Source organism: Morganella morganii H1r (genome assembly GCF_000633515.1).
Lineage (GTDB): Bacteria > Pseudomonadota > Gammaproteobacteria > Enterobacterales > Enterobacteriaceae > Morganella > Morganella morganii_B.
In genome coordinates this window covers 13,703-30,881 of the sequence record NZ_AYMP01000013.1, presented here as the reverse complement: position 1 = coordinate 30,881, position 17,179 = coordinate 13,703, and the positions used below count along the sequence as shown (strand labels likewise).

17 protein-coding genes are annotated in these 17,179 nt (G+C 51.1%); 7 read left to right on the top strand and 10 right to left on the bottom strand.

All coding sequences use genetic code 11. The annotated features are described in order from the left end of the window. Nucleotides 1-249 precede the first annotated feature (249 nt). From U868_RS0106885 to yieE, 5 genes are all read right to left on the bottom strand, one after another. Nucleotides 250-1,068: an ABC transporter ATP-binding protein gene (locus U868_RS0106885; RefSeq protein WP_025152652.1), complete on the bottom strand. Its 819-nt coding sequence runs from the start codon at nt 1,066-1,068 to the stop codon at nt 250-252. 1 nt (nt 1,069) lies between these two features. After that, nucleotides 1,070-2,167 carry a FecCD family ABC transporter permease gene (locus tag U868_RS0106880; RefSeq protein WP_025152651.1) on the bottom strand — a complete coding sequence of 366 codons (1,098 nt, stop codon included), beginning with the start codon at nt 2,165-2,167 and terminating at the stop codon, nt 1,070-1,072. A 28-nt stretch (nt 2,168-2,195) separates the two neighbouring features. Continuing rightward, nucleotides 2,196-3,287 (bottom strand): ABC transporter substrate-binding protein, encoded by a 1,092-nt coding sequence (locus U868_RS0106875; RefSeq protein ID WP_430623532.1) that lies wholly within the window; start codon nt 3,285-3,287, stop codon nt 2,196-2,198. 344 nt (nt 3,288-3,631) lie between these two features. After that, the gene (locus U868_RS0106870) at nt 3,632-5,113 is read right to left on the bottom strand and encodes an amino acid permease (protein WP_025152649.1); all 1,482 of its coding nucleotides are present in this window, start codon (nt 5,111-5,113) and stop codon (nt 3,632-3,634) included. 187 nt (nt 5,114-5,300) lie between these two features. Then, the gene (gene yieE / locus U868_RS0106865) at nt 5,301-6,167 is read right to left on the bottom strand and encodes a DNA-binding transcriptional regulator YeiE (RefSeq protein WP_025152648.1); all 867 of its coding nucleotides are present in this window, start codon (nt 6,165-6,167) and stop codon (nt 5,301-5,303) included. A gap of 181 nt (nt 6,168-6,348) precedes the next feature. Here yieE and U868_RS0106860 point away from each other — a divergent pair, with 181 nt between their 5' ends. Together U868_RS0106860 and nfo are read left to right on the top strand one after the other, a co-directional pair. Further along, nucleotides 6,349-7,437, top strand: coding sequence for a YeiH family protein (locus U868_RS0106860; protein ID WP_025152647.1), 1,089 nt, complete (start codon nt 6,349-6,351; stop codon nt 7,435-7,437). Between the two features lie 105 nt (nt 7,438-7,542). Then, complete coding sequence (gene nfo / locus U868_RS0106855) at nt 7,543-8,385, top strand: deoxyribonuclease IV (RefSeq protein WP_025152646.1); 843 nt, start codon at nt 7,543-7,545, stop codon at nt 8,383-8,385. A 6-nt stretch (nt 8,386-8,391) separates the two neighbouring features. On the opposite strand, the gene fruK is transcribed toward nfo, so the two are convergent. After that, nucleotides 8,392-9,330 carry a 1-phosphofructokinase gene (gene fruK / locus U868_RS0106850; protein ID WP_025152645.1) on the bottom strand — a complete coding sequence of 313 codons (939 nt, stop codon included), beginning with the start codon at nt 9,328-9,330 and terminating at the stop codon, nt 8,392-8,394. Between the two features lie 238 nt (nt 9,331-9,568). Between fruK and U868_RS0106845 the strand changes: the two genes are divergently transcribed. The 3 genes from U868_RS0106845 to yeiP all read left to right on the top strand — a co-directional run bounded on the left by U868_RS0106845 (nt 9,569) and on the right by yeiP (nt 12,118). After that, the gene (locus U868_RS0106845; RefSeq protein WP_025152644.1) at nt 9,569-9,991 is read left to right on the top strand and encodes a nucleotide triphosphate diphosphatase NUDT15; all 423 of its coding nucleotides are present in this window, start codon (nt 9,569-9,571) and stop codon (nt 9,989-9,991) included. A gap of 156 nt (nt 9,992-10,147) precedes the next feature. Beyond that, nucleotides 10,148-11,395, top strand: a complete 1,248-nt coding sequence (gene mtr, locus U868_RS0106840; RefSeq protein WP_025152643.1) for a tryptophan permease — start codon at nt 10,148-10,150, stop codon at nt 11,393-11,395. 150 nt (nt 11,396-11,545) lie between these two features. Continuing rightward, nucleotides 11,546-12,118 carry an elongation factor P-like protein YeiP gene (yeiP, locus tag U868_RS0106835; RefSeq protein ID WP_025152642.1) on the top strand — a complete coding sequence of 191 codons (573 nt, stop codon included), beginning with the start codon at nt 11,546-11,548 and terminating at the stop codon, nt 12,116-12,118. Between the two features lie 89 nt (nt 12,119-12,207). On the opposite strand, the gene U868_RS0106830 is transcribed toward yeiP, so the two are convergent. Next, entirely contained in the window at nt 12,208-12,546 is a 339-nt protein-coding gene (locus U868_RS0106830) for a type 1 fimbrial protein (RefSeq protein WP_025152641.1), read from the bottom strand. Between the two features lie 176 nt (nt 12,547-12,722). Next, entirely contained in the window at nt 12,723-13,052 is a 330-nt protein-coding gene (locus U868_RS0106825; protein ID WP_025152640.1) for a type 1 fimbrial protein, read from the bottom strand. Nucleotides 13,053-13,421: 369 nt separating this feature from the next. Here U868_RS0106825 and U868_RS0106820 point away from each other — a divergent pair, with 369 nt between their 5' ends. Both U868_RS0106820 and mepS read left to right on the top strand, forming a co-directional pair. Next, entirely contained in the window at nt 13,422-14,135 is a 714-nt protein-coding gene (locus U868_RS0106820; protein ID WP_240182684.1) for a phosphatase PAP2 family protein, read from the top strand. Nucleotides 14,136-14,465: 330 nt separating this feature from the next. Then, entirely contained in the window at nt 14,466-15,020 is a 555-nt protein-coding gene (gene mepS / locus U868_RS0106815; RefSeq protein ID WP_025152638.1) for a bifunctional murein DD-endopeptidase/murein LD-carboxypeptidase, read from the top strand. Between the two features lie 115 nt (nt 15,021-15,135). On the opposite strand, the gene U868_RS0106810 is transcribed toward mepS, so the two are convergent. Next, nucleotides 15,136-15,471: a hypothetical protein gene (locus U868_RS0106810; protein ID WP_025152637.1), complete on the bottom strand. Its 336-nt coding sequence runs from the start codon at nt 15,469-15,471 to the stop codon at nt 15,136-15,138. A 512-nt stretch (nt 15,472-15,983) separates the two neighbouring features. Beyond that, nucleotides 15,984-17,168, bottom strand: coding sequence for a Bcr/CflA family multidrug efflux MFS transporter (locus U868_RS0106805; protein ID WP_025152636.1), 1,185 nt, complete (start codon nt 17,166-17,168; stop codon nt 15,984-15,986). Nucleotides 17,169-17,179: the final 11 nt, after the last annotated feature.

Below are 17,179 nucleotides of genomic sequence, written 5' to 3'. Positions count from 1 at the left end.
ATGGACAATCGACATTAGCTCTCAGGGATTTATATCCCTTTTTTTTAAATAATAATGGCTCTGCCATTGCAGGCATCCGTCATTATTTTAGTATTGCCTTTTATAAGGCTATTTGTTTTTATAAAGAAAACTATACAGAAAACAGTACATTATCAGTGCAGCAGATCGATACAGCGTGCAGATAATCACCCTCTGCGGAAATATATTCCGCAGAGAATAAAAAAGAATATGTAATATAAACCGGTTTTATTATGCCAGTGCTGCAACCGCGCGCGGCACCAGGCCATCAATCACAACATGCGGCACAGACTGTGAGCAGTGCTCAATACGGCCGCGTACACCATAAACGGTTGCCAGGCTGTCCGGCGTAATAACCGCTTCCGGATCCCCTTCCGCAATTAAATTCCCGTCTTTCAGCATTAATATATGATCACCGTGACGCAGTGCGATATTAATATCATGCACAACAACCACAGTAATAATATTCCGGCGCTGCGTTTCACGGCGTACCAAATCCATCACGTGATACTGATAATTTAAATCCAGTGCGCTTAACGGCTCATCCAGTAATAACAGAGTCGGCTGACGGATTAACGATTGTGCCAGCCCGACTAATTGTTTCTGACCGCCGGATAACTGATCCAGATAATGCAGAGCCAGATGTTCAATCCCTAATTGTGACAACAGAGACATCACTTCCTGCTCACTGTCGCGGTCAGAAACGCCGCCGGATGCCCGTTGTGCCACAATCACGGATTCCAGCACATGCAGATGCACACCTGCAGGCAGGGTCTGCGGCAGATAAACCACCTGCTTCGCGCGTTCGGCAAAATTCATCCGCATCAGGTCGTGGCCGTCAAGCAGTAACTGCCCCTCTGCCTTGTTCAGCCCGGCCAGAGAGCGCAGCAGGGTTGATTTCCCGCTGCCGTTCGGCCCGAGCAGCACGGTGATTTTACCGCGCGGCAGAGGTTCAACATTCAGGTCTTCAATGATTTTCCGTTTCGGATAACCGGCATTGAAGTGTTTAATCTCTAACCCGCTCTGCGCTGACATTGCATTCAAATCCATCTTACATGCTCCCCTTATGACGCAGGATCATGCTCAGGAAGAACGGCACACCTACCAGTGATGTCACAATACCGACCGGAATAATCACCCCCGGAATCAGGTTCTTCGAGGCAATGGACGCCATCGACAGTACCAGTGCCCCGATTAATGCACTCGCAGGCAGATAGAAACGGTGATCCTCACCAAACATCATACGGGCAATATGCGGCGCGACCAGGCCGATAAAGGCAATCGGGCCGACAAAGGCCACCGCCAGTGCGGTCAGAATACTGATGCGCAGCAGCGTGCCGAGGCGCAGACGGCGCACGTTAATACCGAAACTGACAGCGCGATCCTCACCGAGGCGCAGTGCGGTCAGCTTCCATGAATTACTCATGGAGATCGGCAGCAGAATGGCAAAGGCCAGTGTCATCACCCCCAGTTTCACCCAGGTGGCACGCGCCAGGCTGCCCATCGTCCAGAAAACCAGACCCTGTAAGGTGTCTTCCGTGGCGATAAACTGCATCATCGATACCAGTGCGTTAAAGGTAAAGACCATTGCAATACCGAATAACACCACACCGGAGGTTGCCACACGTGTCCAGCGGGTGATGCCGTCAAGCATCAGCGCGGAAAACAGGGCAAAAATAAAGGCGTTCGCGGAAACAAACCATTGATCCGGCACGCCCGGAATACCAATCCCGAGGACTATCGCCAGCGCCGCACCAAACGATGCGGCGTTGGAGACGCCGAGGGTAAACGGACTCGCCAGCGGGTTATTGAGGATGGTCTGCATCTCTGCCCCGGCAAGACCGAGAGACATGCCGACCACCACGGCCATCAGGGCATACGGCAGACGTATTTCCCAGACAATCACACGGGTGCCCGCTGATACACTTTCCGGCGACACCAGGGTCTGCCAGAGGGCATCAAGGCTCAGCCCGGACGGCCCCATGGTGAAATCGAGCACCACGGTACAGAGTATTACCGCAACCACCGCTAACATCCACATCAGCCGCCTGCGCAGTACACGCCGGTAATGTGATTTCACATCACAGCTTAATTCACTGCCTGCCTGTTCCGGCTTCGTCTGTAGCATTGCTTCTGTGGTAATACTCATTATTCAAATACCTGCTGACTACTTAAAATTATTTACCGCTGACCCAGTATGTACCTGTTGGTTCGACAGCCAGGAACTGACTGTACATTTCATCCATGGTTTTCTTCGGATCCAGATCGTTAAACTGCTCCGGATAGAACCACTTGGCAAAGACCTGCGCGGCAATCACGTTATAAGGTGAGTTATAATAGTTGTGCCAGATAGCATAGTCACGCCCTTCTTTCACCGCCGTCAGGGTATTGATGCCCTTACGCTCAGTAATGGCTTTCAGGCTGGTTTTGGCATCTGCTTCTGTGGCCTGCGCACCCAGCTGAACACCCGCATCGGTGCTGCCCGGTGCTTTTGCGCCGCTGACCAGATAAATATCCGGATCAACCGCAATCACTTTTTCCAGGTTCATGGTACCCAGCGGGGTCGGCAGAACGTCTTTGGCGATATTTTTACCGCCCGCCACATCGATAAAGTTACCGAGGTTACCGTTACCGGCAGTACCGCAGCAGTCAGGGAAAGACCCGGCGCGCAGATCGATAAACACAGTCGGTTTTTTATCTTCCGGGATGTTGTCTGTCACGTCAGTGACTAACTTCATCTGCTTCTGATAAAAATCTTCAAAGGCTTTGGCTTTTTCTTCGCGGTGCAGCACTTTACCCAGCACACGCATACCCGGCAGGGTGTTTTTCAGCGGTTCGTTGCGGAAATCCACAAAAACAACCGGGATACCGGCTTTTTCCAGCTGACCGACCAGCTCGCTGTTCTTACCCGGTCCGTGACCGGCCAGGCCGAAAATAGCCACATCAGGATTGAGGGTTAATACTTTTTCTGCACTGACGCTGTCCTCTGTCGTGTTACCGATCAGCGGGATCTTGTCGATTTCCGGGAATTTAGCTTTGTAGACAGCATAAGACTGCGGGTCGAGTTTGCGGAAGTCCCCCTGCCAGCCGGCAATACGCGCCAGCGGTTTATCACCTTCCAGCAGAGCCACCGCGTGGATCATACGCCCTTCCCCTAACAGGATGCGCTCCACTTTTTCCGGCACTTCCACCGTACGTCCTGCGGCATCAACCACTGTTTCCGCCCATGCTGCGCTGCTCATCAGAACAGCTCCTGCTGCCAGGCTCATGGTCAGCCCTTTTGCTACAGATACTAATTTCACGTTACCGGCTCCTGTTATCTGTCAGAAATTGGCGTTAACAATAAAGCAAATAAGAACTCTTATCAATATGGAATAATTATCTTCCTCATTACAATATTCGTTATCATCGCGTTGTAACGATATATCGAAATATAATCAGTAAGCAATGTCTGTTATTGATAGTTAAAACGACTGACTTAACGGATAAATGCAGTTTCAACCCGAGGATACCCCCGCAAAGCCTGTAACGACAAACATAAAAAAAACCTGACCAATATCGTCAGGTTTTTTATCAATTTACGTGATATGTCACAAAACCGGGTCACGCAGCCTTATTTATGGCTGGCCGGAAAGTCCATTTCGCCATAGCGGACAAACTTAGTACGCTTAACAATTTTATAACCAAACCAGATAGCGAAGAACAGCGGCAGACCGATATACGTCGCGACCACACCCACCCAGTCAATCTGATCCTGCAGGAAGGCTTCGTAATTCTGGCCGAGCGTGATGGTCAGACACAGAATAAAGGCGAAGATCGGGCCGACCGGGAAGAAACCGGAGCGGTACGGCAGATCGTTCAGGTCATAGCCCTGCTTAATATAACCTCTGCGGAAACGGTAGTGGCTGATGGCAATCCCCAGCCAGGCGATAAAGCCGGTCATCCCCGAGGCATTCAGCAGCCACAGGTATACAGACTGGTTGCCGAACATCGATGTCAGGAAGCAGAGAGCGGCGATCACCGTCGTGGCAATCAGCGCATTACGCGGCACACCGCCTTTGGACAGTCTGGCAAACAGTTTCGGTGCTTTGCCGGATTTCGCCAGGGTGTACAGCATACGGGTGGAGGCATACATCCCGGAGTTACCCGCAGACAGTACCGCTGTCAGAATAACCGCATTCATTACGGCCGCCGCAGAGAGCAGACCGGCGCGTTCAAAGACCAGGGTGAACGGGCTGACGCTGATATCGGTTTCATCATTACGCAGCAGGTTCGGGTCGGTGTACGGGATAATCAGGCTGATCACCAGAATCGCCAGCACATAGAACAGCAGGATACGCCAGAACACTTTACGCACCGCTTTCGGAATATTTTTGGCCGGATCTTTGGATTCACCGGCAGCGATACCGATAAGTTCAGTTCCCTGGAAGGAGAAGCCGACAATCATGGCCACCCCGATCATTGCGGCAAACCCGCCTTTGAACGGCGCCTCACCGACAGTCCAGTTATGCCAGCCCGCACCTTCCCCGCCTTTCATAATGCCGGTGATCATCATCACGCCGACAACAATAAACAGGATAACGGTACTGACCTTAATTAAGGAGAACCAGTATTCCGCCTCACCGAATCCTTTTACGGAAATAAAGTTAAGCAGGAACATGATGGCGAGGAACGCCGCACTCCAGACCCAGCCCGGGATCTGATCCGCCGGGAACCAGTAGGTCATCACCAGCTGCGCCGCCACCAGGTCAACCGCGATAGTCACCGCCCAGTTGTACCAGTAGTTCCAGCCCAGTGCGAAACCGAAGCCTTCATCCACATATTTGGCACCGTAAGTGGCAAATGAACCCGATACCGGCATGTAGGCCGCGAGTTCGCCGAGGCTGGTCATCAGGAAATAGACCATCAGACCGATAATGGCATAAGTTAACAGCGCCCCGCCGGGACCGGCCTGGGCAACGGTGGCACCGGAAGCGACAAACAGCCCCGTGCCGATAGATCCGCCGATGGCGATCATCGCCAGATGGCGCGCCTTTAATTCACGGCGCAGTGTCTGCGGTTGTTCACCCGCGCTTTGATTTGCTTGCTGAGACATTACAATCCTGTTTCATGTAGTTATTTTTCATCCACTGAGCGTGATTGTAGCGAAATCCCGAGGCTGTACCCAGCAAATATACGGCATTATAAGATACCTGCATAATCGCTGCGGAATTATAAGCATCCGGCTTATAATTGCCTCAGCTGCCTGCCGGAAACCGGCGGCAGAAGAAACAGATGCCGCATCAGCGGCAATAGGTCAGGAAGGTATTGAGGGCGTTGGAGATATGTTTCTGGCGGTGATAAATCCGGAAAAGTGTGCGGTTGAGGGTAAGCCCGGCAATCTTCACCTCTGACAGCAGCCCGTTATTCAGCTGCTCGGCAATTACCCGCCGCGACAGACAACTGACGCCGCGACCGAAACGTACCGCGTGTTTGACGGCCTCGGAATTCCCCAGCTCCATTTCCACGCGGAACCCCGGCAGACGGTTAAAGAGGATCTGATCCAGCACTTCCCGCGTACCCGAGCCGCGCTCACGCAGAACCCAGGCCACATCTTTCAGATCGTCAGGGGTAACATTATTTTTCCGGCTGAGCGGGTTATCCGGGCTGCAGAAAATCACCAGTTCATCTTCCAGCCACGGCTCGGTAATCAGTTCCGGGGAATGGCAGACCCCTTCGATAAGCCCCATATCCGCACGAAACTCCAGCACGGCTTTAATCACTTCCTCTGTATTAGCGATAAATAATTCAACCGGCGTATTTTCATGCACCGCGCGGTATGTCCCCAGCATCTCCGGCAGCATATAGTTGCCGATAGTGGTACTGGCCGCAAAACGCAATGCCCCCGCATCGGATTTAAACAGCTGTTCAATTTCACCGGCCTGCTCAAGCAGAGCAATGGCCTTCGGATACAGCAGCCGCCCGTGCTCATTGGTCACCAGGCGTTTACCGACCCGGTCGAACAGCTGAACATTCAGCTGATTTTCCAGATCCGTCAGAGAGGCACTCACGGCGGACTGTGATAGCGCTAACTGCTGGGAAGCTTGTGTCGTCGAACCGGACTTCTGAACTTCTGTAAAGACTTCGAGCTGTCTCAGTGTGATGCGCATGGCAAAGCGCTCCCTTATTTTATCCCGATTATTATCATCATATTAACATTATACTTATAATTTAACATTGCCATTACCGCTAATCTGATTTTTAGGTTGATTATAGAATTATTATGAATTTTAAAAATATTACGCTTTCCGCTATGCTTTGCCCATCGTTATTCCATTTTGTGAGCTGCTTATGTCTGAAAGTCATATCAAAACCGAAAAAAACCGCTGCACAGCAAAACCGATGTGGCTGAGACTGCTTCCGGGCTTTGTCCTGGCAGGAGTTCTGACCACCGCGGCGATGCTGCTCGGGGAAATGCCCTGGTTTATCAACCTCGGGCTGGGCGCATTGACACTGGCTATTCTGCTGGGGATTATTGCCGGTAATACTGTTTACCCGCATATCAAACCGCAGTGCGAAGCCGGGGTCGGTTTTGCCAAACACTATTTTTTACGGGCAGGGATCATCCTGTACGGCTTCCGTCTGACATTCCAGCAAATTGCGGATGTCGGGATCAGCGGCGTGATTATTGATGCCGTGATGCTGACCAGTACTTTCCTGATCGCCATGTATATCGGCCGTAAATGGTTCGGACTGGACAGAGAAACCGTTATTCTGATTGGTGCCGGCAGCAGTATCTGCGGTGCGGCTGCGGTGATGGCAACCGAGCCGGTGGTGAAAGCCCCGGCAAGTAAAGTGGCGGTTGCCGTCTCTACAGTGGTGATTTTCGGTACCATCGGCATCTTCCTGTACCCGTGGCTGTTCCACCTTAATGCCGCGCTGGGCTGGCTGCCGTTCACCGACATGAGTTTCGGGGTGTATGCCGGGTCTTCCGTGCATGAAGTGGCCCAGGTGGTGGCAATTGGTCATGCCATAAGCCCGGATGCGGAAAACAGCGCCGTGATCAGTAAAATGATCCGTGTGATGATGCTGGCACCATTCCTGCTGATCCTGTCTCAGTATCTGAGCCGTCAGAAAAGCAGTGCCGGGGGCGCGGCGAAGGAAAAATCCAAAATCACCATTCCGTGGTTTGCCGTCTTCTTTATTCTGGTGGCCGGATTTAACTCCTTCCATCTGATCCCGGAAATTATTGTCCGCCAGATTATTGTGCTCGATACCATTCTGCTGGCCATGGCAATGGTGGCACTCGGTCTGACCACTCACGTCAGTGCTATCCGTCAGGCCGGTATCAAACCGATGCTGATGGCGCTGGTGCTGTTCGGCTGGCTGATTGGCGGCGGTGCCGCGATTAACCTGCTGATCCCGCTGATCACCGGCTGATCCGGCCCTTCTTTCTGTGATATCCCGGTTGTGCGGCCGGGATATCCTGTCACTGCATTCTCCGGTTCCTTATGCCATAATCGGCACAAAGAAGGAGAAAAACCAATGAAATATGTCGGAGCACACGTCAGCGCCGCCGGTGGTGTTGATCAGGCGGTTATCCGTGCGCATGAACTCGGCGCCACAGCCTTTGCCCTGTTCACCAAAAACCAGCGTCAGTGGAAAGCCGCCCCCCTGCCTGAAAACGTCATCGCGGCCTTTAAAGCCAACTGCAAAAAATACGGCTACGGTCACGGGCAGATCCTGCCCCACGACAGCTATCTGATTAACCTCGGTCATCCGGAAACGGAAGCGCTGGAAAAATCCCGTGATGCATTTCTTGATGAATTGCAGCGCTGCGAACAGCTCGGGATCGACCGTCTGAATTTCCATCCCGGCAGCCACCTCAATAAGATTGAGGAAAAAGCCTGTCTGGCACGGATCGCGGAATCCATTAATATTGCGCTGGATAAAACCTGCGGTGTGATTGCCGTGATTGAAAACACTGCCGGACAGGGCAGCAACCTCGGCTTCCGCTTTGAGCAGCTGGCCGCCATTATTGAGGGTGTTGAGGATAAATCCCGCGTTGGTGTCTGTATCGATACCTGCCACGCCTTTGCCGCCGGATATGATCTGCGGACAGCGGAGACCTGCAGGGCCACATTTGCGGATTTTGAACGCATTGTCGGGTTTGAGTATCTGAAGGGCATGCACCTGAATGATGCAAAAAGTGAGTTCGCCAGCCGCGTTGACCGCCACGATAGTCTCGGTCAGGGTAAAATCGGCAATGCGCCGTTTGAGTTTATTATGAAAGATAACCGGTTCGACGGTATCCCGATGGTGCTGGAAACCGTAAATCCCGATATCTGGGCACAGGAAATTGCCTGGCTGAAATCGCTGGAGAAATAACCCGGATTATACCACCGGGCTGAGTTTGATTTTTGCCATCATTGCCGCCAGTTCGGCGCGGTCACGGACACCGACGCCGGGCTGGCTCACGGCCAGTGCAGACACCGCTGTCGCCATCCGCAGCGTGTGTTCGCTGCTCTGACTCATCAGCAGGCCGTATACCAGACCGCCGACCATCGAATCGCCTGCCCCGACAGTACTCACCACCTCACAATGCGGCGGCAGTGCGCGCCAGGCACCGGACGCATTCACCCACAACGCGCCTTCCCGGCCCAGCGAAATGACCACATGAGCAATACCTTTATCACGCAGGGCATGAGCGGCATTAATCACATCTTTCAGTTCCGGCAGCGGTTTCCCCGCCCAGACCTCGAGTTCATGACGGTTGGGTTTCACCAGCCACGGTGTGGCTTTCAGACCGGCCACCAGCGCCTCACGGCTGCTGTCAAAAATAATGCACGGGCACAGCTGACGCAGACGGCTCATCCAGGTGGTAAACCACGCCGGATCCACACCTTCCGGCAGACTGCCGCTGACCACCACCATATCGAACTGCCCGAGCCAGGTCAGCGAATCGGCCATAAACTTCTGCCACTCGCTTTCGGTGATACGGAAACCGGAGAAATTCAGATCCGTCACCGCGCCGCTGTTTTCGGTCAGTTTCACATTGATCCGCGTGCGCCCCGGGATCACATGAAAACGGTTTGCCAGCCCGTTTTCACTGAAAAAATGCTGAAATTCTTCCTGATTATCTTTCCCCAGAAAGCCGCTGACAGTCACGTCCACCCCGAGATCTCTCAGGACTTTGGCGACATTAATGCCTTTTCCCGCAGGATGTAACCCGACCGTTCTGACACGGTTCACCTCGCCCGGGACAAGGGACGGACACATTCCCACAAGGTCATAGGCCGGATTTAAGGTAATTGTGGCGACTCGACGGGTCATCAGCCGGGTGCTCCCTCTGTTATTTTTGGCTAACGGGTTATAATCATTAGTAATGGTGTGCAGCATAATACCACAGCTGCTTCTGAATCGTTTCAGTTATAACACAGACCGGCAGATATTCTATGCTCTGAATCATTCATTTTGCAGAACGATGTTGTCAAAAACAGACAGGCTGTCACTCCGGCGGGCAGCAGTGTACCATAGCACCCGCAATCTGATTAAAAAGAAGGAAAAAATAATGTCAGTCGTCGTCGGTACCGGAGTGGTTATTGTCAACAGCAAAGGTGAAGTGCTGCTGGGCAAACGCAGCGGCAAACATGCGCCATACTGGTCCATTTTCGGGGGACATGTTGATCCCGGTGAAACCTTTGAAGCCTGTGCCATCCGTGAAATTCAGGAAGAGATCGGCATTACCCTTACTGACCCTAACGTTATCGGGCTGTGCAATAACCTGGAAACATACCGGGCAGAAGGCAAGCATACGGTGTCTGTCTGCCTGCTGGCACACTATGACAGCGATACTCTGCCGGTGATTCAGGAGCCGGATAAATTTGACGGTATTATCTGGTGCTCTCCGGACAATCTGCCGGAACCGCATTTTGAAGCCAGCCGCAACGCCATTCATCTGTGGCAGACCGGTCAGTTTTATCAGACAAAATAATCCGTTACTGCCGCGCCTGAATACCGGGGCGGCAATTGCTCATTTATCGCCCAGTCACACACAATTACGCGGATTTATCAGTTTATCTTCTTTACAACCTTTTTTTGCCGCCGTATCATCAAGCTAGTACACGGAGCTGAGTAACCGGAGGATTTAATGAGCAGCGACGCAATAACACAAACCAAACGCCCTTCCGTCCTGGGCGGTGCCATGATTATCGCCGGTACCGCTGTTGGTGCAGGCATGTTTTCCATCCCTGTGATGACGGCAGGTGTCTGGTTTACCGGCTCCGTTCTGCTGCTGATTTACACCTGGTTCTGTATGTATACCTCCGGGCTGATGATCCTTGAGGCAAACCTCAATTATCCGTCAGGCTCCAGCTTTCATACCATTGCCAAAGATCTGCTGGGTAACGGCTGGTCAGTGATTAACGGGCTGTCCATTGCTTTTGTGCTCTATATTCTGACTTATGCCTATATTTCGGCAGGCGGTTCGATGCTGCAGGAGAACCTGGCAGCACGCGGGCTTAATATCACCCCGGCGATGAGCGGAGTGTTCTTTGCCGCCGTGGTGGCCGTGATTGTCTGGATTTCCACCAAAGCCGTTGACCGCCTGTGCACCATTTTAATCGGCGGGATGGTGATTGCATTTGTGATGTCCGCCGGTGGTATGATCACCGAAGTGAAAACTGCGGTGTTATTTAACACGCAGGATCCGGAGGCCCGTTATCTGCCGTATGCGCTGGTGGCGCTGCCGTTCCTGCTGACCTCATTCGGCTTCCACGGTAACGTGCCGGGTCTGGTGAAGTATTACCGTAATGACGCGAAATCCGTGGTACGCAGCCTGTTTATCGGCTCCCTGATTTCGCTGGTGATCTATATCTTATGGCAGCTGGCCGCCCAGGGTAACGTCCCGCGTGAAAACTTTAAGCAGGTTATCGCGGAAGGCGGCAATATCACCGCGCTGTTAAACCAGATGAAAGCGGCTATCAACAGTGACACCACCGTGCAGTTACTCAATGCCTTCAGTTATATGGCGCTGGCCAGTTCATTCCTCGGAGTGTCACTGGGACTGTTTGACTATATCGCAGACTTCTTTAAGTTTAAGGATAACGGCACCGGTCGTCTGAAATCCGCCGTGTTCACCTTTGTTCCGCCGGCGATTCTGGCGGTGCTGTACCCGGACGGGTTCCTGTATGCCATCGGCTATGCCGGGCTGGCAGCAACCATCTGGGCAGTGATTGTCCCGGCGCTGATGGCAAAAGCCACCCGCCGCCGTTTCCCGCAGGCAGCCTACCGGGTGCCGGGCGGCAATGCGATGATCATCTTTATCATCCTGTTCGGTCTTCTCAATGCCGTCACACATATTTTATCCATGATGGATCTTCTGCCGGTTTACCGCTGATTTCTCCCTGATATCACACCCGCCGCATTTCTGCAGGCGGGTGTGATAATTTGGGCTTGCACATTGGAAAAACTGCGAGTAATTTTGTCGCCAATCCGCAGGCCCCCCGGCTTGCTTATTATTGATATTAATTATGTAACGGGACAAATTATGGCAAAAGCCAATGAAATTAAACGCGGAACCGCAGTGAGCTATAACGGTAAACTGCTGATGGTCAAAGATATCGATGTCCAGACGCCGAGTGCCCGCGGGGCCAGCACCCTGTATAAAATGCGTTTTACTGATGTCCGCACCGGTCAGAAAGTGGAAGAGCGTTTTAAAGGCGATGATATTATCGAGACCATTACCTTAACCCGCCGCGCAGTTCAGCTCTCATATGTTGATGGTGATGAGTATGTCTTTATGGATGATGAAGACTTCACGCCGTATCCGCTGAAAAAAGATCAGATAGAAGAAGAACTGCTGTTTATTCCTGAGGAAGGCCTGCCGGGTATGCAGGTGCTGACAATGGATGGCCAGGTGCTGGCGCTGGAATTACCGCAGACTGTCGATATGGAAATTACTGAAACCACCCCGGGAATCAAAGGAGCCTCTGCCAGCGCGCGGACCAAGCCGGCAACCATGGCGACCGGGCTGGTGATCCAGGTGCCGGAATACCTGAGTAACGGTGAAAAAATCCGCATTCATATCGCGGAACGCCGTTATATGGGCCGCGCGGATTAATTCCCGCAGCCGGTAAAACTGCCTGTTACCGGGTTACCGGTTTTCTGCACGTTGCAGAGACCGGCTGACCCGCCGTCACGTTTCTTCCTTCAGAAATAATCCACCCGCAAATACGCTTCACGGCGCTCTTCATTCAGCACCGAATAAGACGTGCGCCCCATTGACTGCGGCAGACGCCCCTGAGCAGGTTCACCTCCGGTGATATTATCCTGAACACTCACAGGTTCACCGTTGCGCAGACAACGGTATTCAAACGACGGCTGGCTGTTCTGCGGTTTTTCTGCTGTCAGAACACTGACTTCACAGGCGGCATTCACCACACTGCCGGACAACAGAATCGTTCCTTCACTGACACCGGATGCCGCACCCGGCATGATAACTGACAAGCTTAACAACATACCGCTGAAAATAGCCTTAAGATGATTCATCACAGGCACCTCACTGTTGTTTCGTCGGATTGACGACCAGCGTGTTAACGTTACCGCTGTACCTGTTATAACGCGCCCGGCACAAAAAAAGAAGAGGAAACCGATATCGTGGTGTGATGCATCACACGATTTTTCCGGTTTCCTCTGCATGCATGAATGGTGATTTTCTGTCTGTATCAAAGATAACTGACAACAACCATAGCGAGCTGCTTACTGTCATCCAGCCAGTGGAGTTTTGCATCGCCCATATTAGCCGGTATCAGATCGGACACAGACCGGGTATCACGGGTAATGGTCTGGGTATTCAGCCGTTCTTTTTTCATTCCGGAACGGTAGCAGCGGGAACTGATGTCATTCGTCTGAAAGTCCATTGTGCAGGGGCCCTCAACAATCGCACCGTGGAAAATAATCACACCGGATGCCGACTGGCCTTTACTTTCAGCTGCAACAGCAAAACTGCTCATCAATAAACCAGCTGCAGTGATAAAGAACTGTAACTTTTTCATAACATACCTCTTCGGATAAGTATTCCCGGAGGCAGTCCGTTTTACCGCCGGGATGAAAAATATTCGCTTATTCTTTATCGACAATAAGTCACTAATCTTTAACTGCGACATAATAAACGACGAGCTCAGATCATATCATCAAGTATTATATTCCTGGTTATCCCATATGATGACAGTTGCACGTTCTTATTATCTTGAAATTCTTCTTTAGAAAAATTATAGCCTGCCTATTCTATACGGCAAATTACAAATAAAATTAATACTCATTTTTCCCTTTTTTTGTAAAACACGGTGTCCGTTTTCCTGACAGACTATAAAAGGCCGCTTATGGCTGCTTTACATATGTTATCAACAGGTTAAATCACTATCGTGAAACGTATTCTATATCCGCTTTTTATCAGTCTCGCCGGTACCCTGCTGTTCCTTTCCTGGTACCTTCCGGTTGACCACGGTCTGTGGGCAGAGCCTGATCACGCTATCTTCCGTTTTTTCAACGATCCGCTCGCCGATCAGCATTCACTGGCTGTCTTTATTGCCGTCATCAATAACCGGGCGTTTGATGCCGCTGCACTTCTTCTGATGGGACTGGTTTATTACGCGGCTTTCCGCAGACAGGATCGTACCGGGAAACACCGTCTGGTGATGGCGGGTATTGTCATGGTGATAAGTGCAGTACTGATTAATCAGGCCGGACAGGCAATTCCTTTTAACCGGCTCAGCCCGACACTGGCGCTGGATTCTGTTCACCGTGTCAGCGAGATCACCGGAATCTTTACAAAAGATGCCTCAAAAAGCAGTTTTCCGGGCGACCACGGACTGATGCTGATCATTTTTGCCGCTTTTGTCTGGCGTTATGCCGGATTGCGTTATTTTGCGGCGGCGGTTTTATTGATTATTATATTTTCCTTACCCAGGATAATGGCCGGTGCTCATTGGTTCAGCGATATAATGGCCGGTTCACTGTCACTGGCACTCATCACAGTCCCCTGGATTTTACTGACACCGCTGAGTGATTGGTGTGTCAATTTTCTGGTACGCCGTATGCCCCGTCCGGCCGATATTACAAAGAAAATTTCACATTAGTGAAACATATTTGACATCACATTCTGATGGTTTTGCCGGTGTATTTAAGGTTTTGTAAATAACCGGCTTTTTCCCTCGCCATTTCCTACACCTTTATGTAGTATCAATCCGTCCGATTATTAGGAATTGATTAATTTCACCGATAATAAGGCCTTTACGGGTGACGGATTAACCTTTCCTCAGTAATTGTTCATGGATATTAAACGTGTTGTTCCGCACGTTTTCAGAATAAACATATTGTGCATATACGCAGATTTAATTAGTGTTGATATGTTTTGTTTTTTTTAAAGTGGCGCTTGTCACATAAGGACTGCAAGGGAAAACTCACACATGGTCACATCTCAACCGATTCTGAGATATATCACCCGGATTGTTCCGGCATTGATTATCGCGGCGACATTGTCAGCATGCAGCACATCTCCAAATTCAGCCCGTCAAGTTCAATCTGAAACCCGTACAAACGGTTTTATCTTGCAAGCGTCTCAGGATGAATTCGAACAGTTAGTCAATAATGCCGATGTAAAATCCAAACTGATGTCTCAGTATGCCAGCTGGAAAGGCGTAGCTTACCGTCTCGGCGGCACTACCCGCACGGGTATTGATTGCTCCGCGTTTGTCCGTCAGACTTTCCTCGACCAGTTCGGTATGGAACTGCCGCGTTCAACCGCAGAACAGCAGAGTGTCGGCACCAGCGTAAAACGCGCTAAATTACAGGCCGGTGACCTGGTGTTATTTAAAACCGGAAAACGTCAGCGCCATGTCGGTATCTATGTCGGTAATGACAAATTTGTCCACGCATCCACATCAAACGGTGTTATCGTCTCAAACATGACTGATAAATACTGGAACAACCGTTATTACGACGGACGCCGTTTAATTAAATAATACATTCACTCCCTTGCAGTGTATTATTTAAAAAGAAAAAGCTTCCCTTTCAGGAAGCTTTTTTTTATCTCTGAATTTTATCAGCGCCCGTTATGCAAACCGGTTAAGCGGCACATCAGAACGGGTAACGGGCAGAAATATTCTCTGCAATGGCCGCCCCGGCCATTTTCAGGGCACACAGTGCGGTACTTTCATCATCACTGTGTAAAAACAGGCACGGCTCCCCTTCCCAGATAAGGATCAGGCTGTCAATCTGTAATCCTTCCAGATGCGACCGGATGGCGCACAATGCATCATATGTTGAGTGATGGCCGTGACTCAGTAATTTCAAACCGGTCAGGCTGTCTTTCCTGCTCTGCAACGATTCCGGTAACGCCTCTAACCGGTCATGACCGGCAAGCCGGTAATGCTGTGGCAGGCGGGAAACTACTGAAAGCGCATTACTATTCACACTATTATCCTGTCATACTGTGCCGGTGAATCATCTGAAATAAAATTTCCGACTCAATCCCTCGGAATTAACGAACATTCTGTGTTCACGGATGATAAAACACCGGTGATTTACTCCCGTTCCGGTAATAAAACACAATGTGCTTTTTCGCCGGATGTTAACATCATCAATCCAATTGCCTCTATTTGTATACTGTTTTGTTAATATTCTCAACTGGTTTATTTTATATCATATAGCTGAAATTGACTGAATAAGGATATAATTCCGTATTGTAACAACTGACTTACCCTTAAATACGATGAAATATCAGCTAATTATATAATTAAGAGGAACACGTACAGTATTATGCATTACTTTCTGTCATGAAATTAAATTTACATTAATGTAACTTTTCATGATTCAGATCAACCAGACGATGACTGGATCGTTATCCAGGGTAATCATTCGACTATTACTGATATTGCCGAAATGACCGGCCCGGAAACATCCGGACCGGCAGCAGAGAAAGGGAATCAGGCGAAACGCCGTGCGTACAGCACCAGTGAGGCAGCAACCAGGATACAAAGAGCCATTGCACCAATCATCGGCCAGACGGTTGTCATATTAAACGAAGCCACCACCGCACCGACACCGGCACCAATACCAAACCGCAGCACTCCGGCCAGTGATGACGCGGTGCCGGCCATATGCGGATAATCATCCAGAATCACCGCCATGGCATTCGATGTGATCATAGCGATATTTCCCACATAGCAGGCCACGCCTATCATCACCGCCACAAAGCCGAGATCGGCGGATGCGGCCAGTACCAGCCAGCATCCCGCCAGCAATTGTACCACCAGCCCGGTGCGCAGCATATTCAGAGCCCCGAAGCGGCGGACATAACGGCTGTTAATGGTGGTCATAATAAAGAGAAAAACAATATTCAGCGCGAAGCAGTAACCGAATTCCAGCTCTGTCAGCCCGTAAAGCTGAATGTAAACGAATGACCCGGCGGATAAAAACGAGAACATCCCGGCAAATGAAAAACCGGATGCCACCATATAACACAGCACCCGCTTCTGGCGGAACAGCGTGACAAACTGACCGAGCATGATCCGCAGCCGGAATGGCTGACGCCGATCTTTCGGCAGGGTTTCGCGGATAAAGAACAGCACCAGCAGTGCAGCGATCAGCGCGGCAATCATGATGGTCCAGAAAATCGCGTGCCAGCTGAACCAGAGCATCATCATACCGCCCATGATCGGTGCCAGCAGCGGTGCCACTGTCATTACCAGCACCACAAACGACATACTGCGGGAAAATTCATCTTTGGTGAACATATCGCGCATCAGGGCGTTGATCACCACACTTGCCGCAGCCGCTGCAAAGCCGTGCAGCCCGCGCATCCCGATAAAGGTGCCGATATCCTGAGACATCGCACACCCGGCGGAGGCCAGGGCGAAAATCAGTGTTCCCCCGAGGATCACCGGCTTGCGGCCGAGCGCATCCGCCATCGGGCCGTACACCAGCTGCCCGGCGGCAAACCCTATCAGGTAGCTGTTGAGTGTCATCTGGACATCGCCTTCAGTGACACCAAAGTCACGGGCGATGGTCGGCATGCTTGGCAGATACATATCGATAGCCAGCGGCATCAGCATCGATAACAGACCCAGAATAAAAATCAGGCCGAAATAGGCCGAACGTTGCACTTGCACGCCTGTTACTC

Excerpts from the sequence above, each read along its gene's own strand:
- mtr (WP_025152643.1), top strand. The coding sequence starts at position 10,148 with ATGAGCAGCGACGCAATAACACAAACCAAACGCCCTTCCGTCCTGGGC.
- yieE (WP_025152648.1), bottom strand. The coding sequence starts at position 6,167 with ATGCGCATCACACTGAGACAGCTCGAAGTCTTTACAGAAGTTCAGAAG.
- U868_RS0106860 (WP_025152647.1), top strand. The coding sequence starts at position 6,349 with ATGTCTGAAAGTCATATCAAAACCGAAAAAAACCGCTGCACAGCAAAA.
- U868_RS0106885 (WP_025152652.1), bottom strand. The coding sequence starts at position 1,068 with ATGGATTTGAATGCAATGTCAGCGCAGAGCGGGTTAGAGATTAAACAC.
- U868_RS0106845 (WP_025152644.1), top strand. The coding sequence starts at position 9,569 with ATGTCAGTCGTCGTCGGTACCGGAGTGGTTATTGTCAACAGCAAAGGT.
- yeiP (WP_025152642.1), top strand. The coding sequence starts at position 11,546 with ATGGCAAAAGCCAATGAAATTAAACGCGGAACCGCAGTGAGCTATAAC.
- U868_RS0106830 (WP_025152641.1), bottom strand. The coding sequence starts at position 12,546 with ATGAATCATCTTAAGGCTATTTTCAGCGGTATGTTGTTAAGCTTGTCA.
- U868_RS0106825 (WP_025152640.1), bottom strand. The coding sequence starts at position 13,052 with ATGAAAAAGTTACAGTTCTTTATCACTGCAGCTGGTTTATTGATGAGC.
- mepS (WP_025152638.1), top strand. The coding sequence starts at position 14,466 with ATGGTCACATCTCAACCGATTCTGAGATATATCACCCGGATTGTTCCG.
- fruK (WP_025152645.1), bottom strand. The coding sequence starts at position 9,330 with ATGACCCGTCGAGTCGCCACAATTACCTTAAATCCGGCCTATGACCTT.
- U868_RS0106870 (WP_025152649.1), bottom strand. The coding sequence starts at position 5,113 with ATGTCTCAGCAAGCAAATCAAAGCGCGGGTGAACAACCGCAGACACTG.
- U868_RS0106880 (WP_025152651.1), bottom strand. The coding sequence starts at position 2,167 with ATGAGTATTACCACAGAAGCAATGCTACAGACGAAGCCGGAACAGGCA.
- U868_RS0106875 (WP_430623532.1), bottom strand. The coding sequence starts at position 3,287 with ATGAGCCTGGCAGCAGGAGCTGTTCTGATGAGCAGCGCAGCATGGGCG.
- nfo (WP_025152646.1), top strand. The coding sequence starts at position 7,543 with ATGAAATATGTCGGAGCACACGTCAGCGCCGCCGGTGGTGTTGATCAG.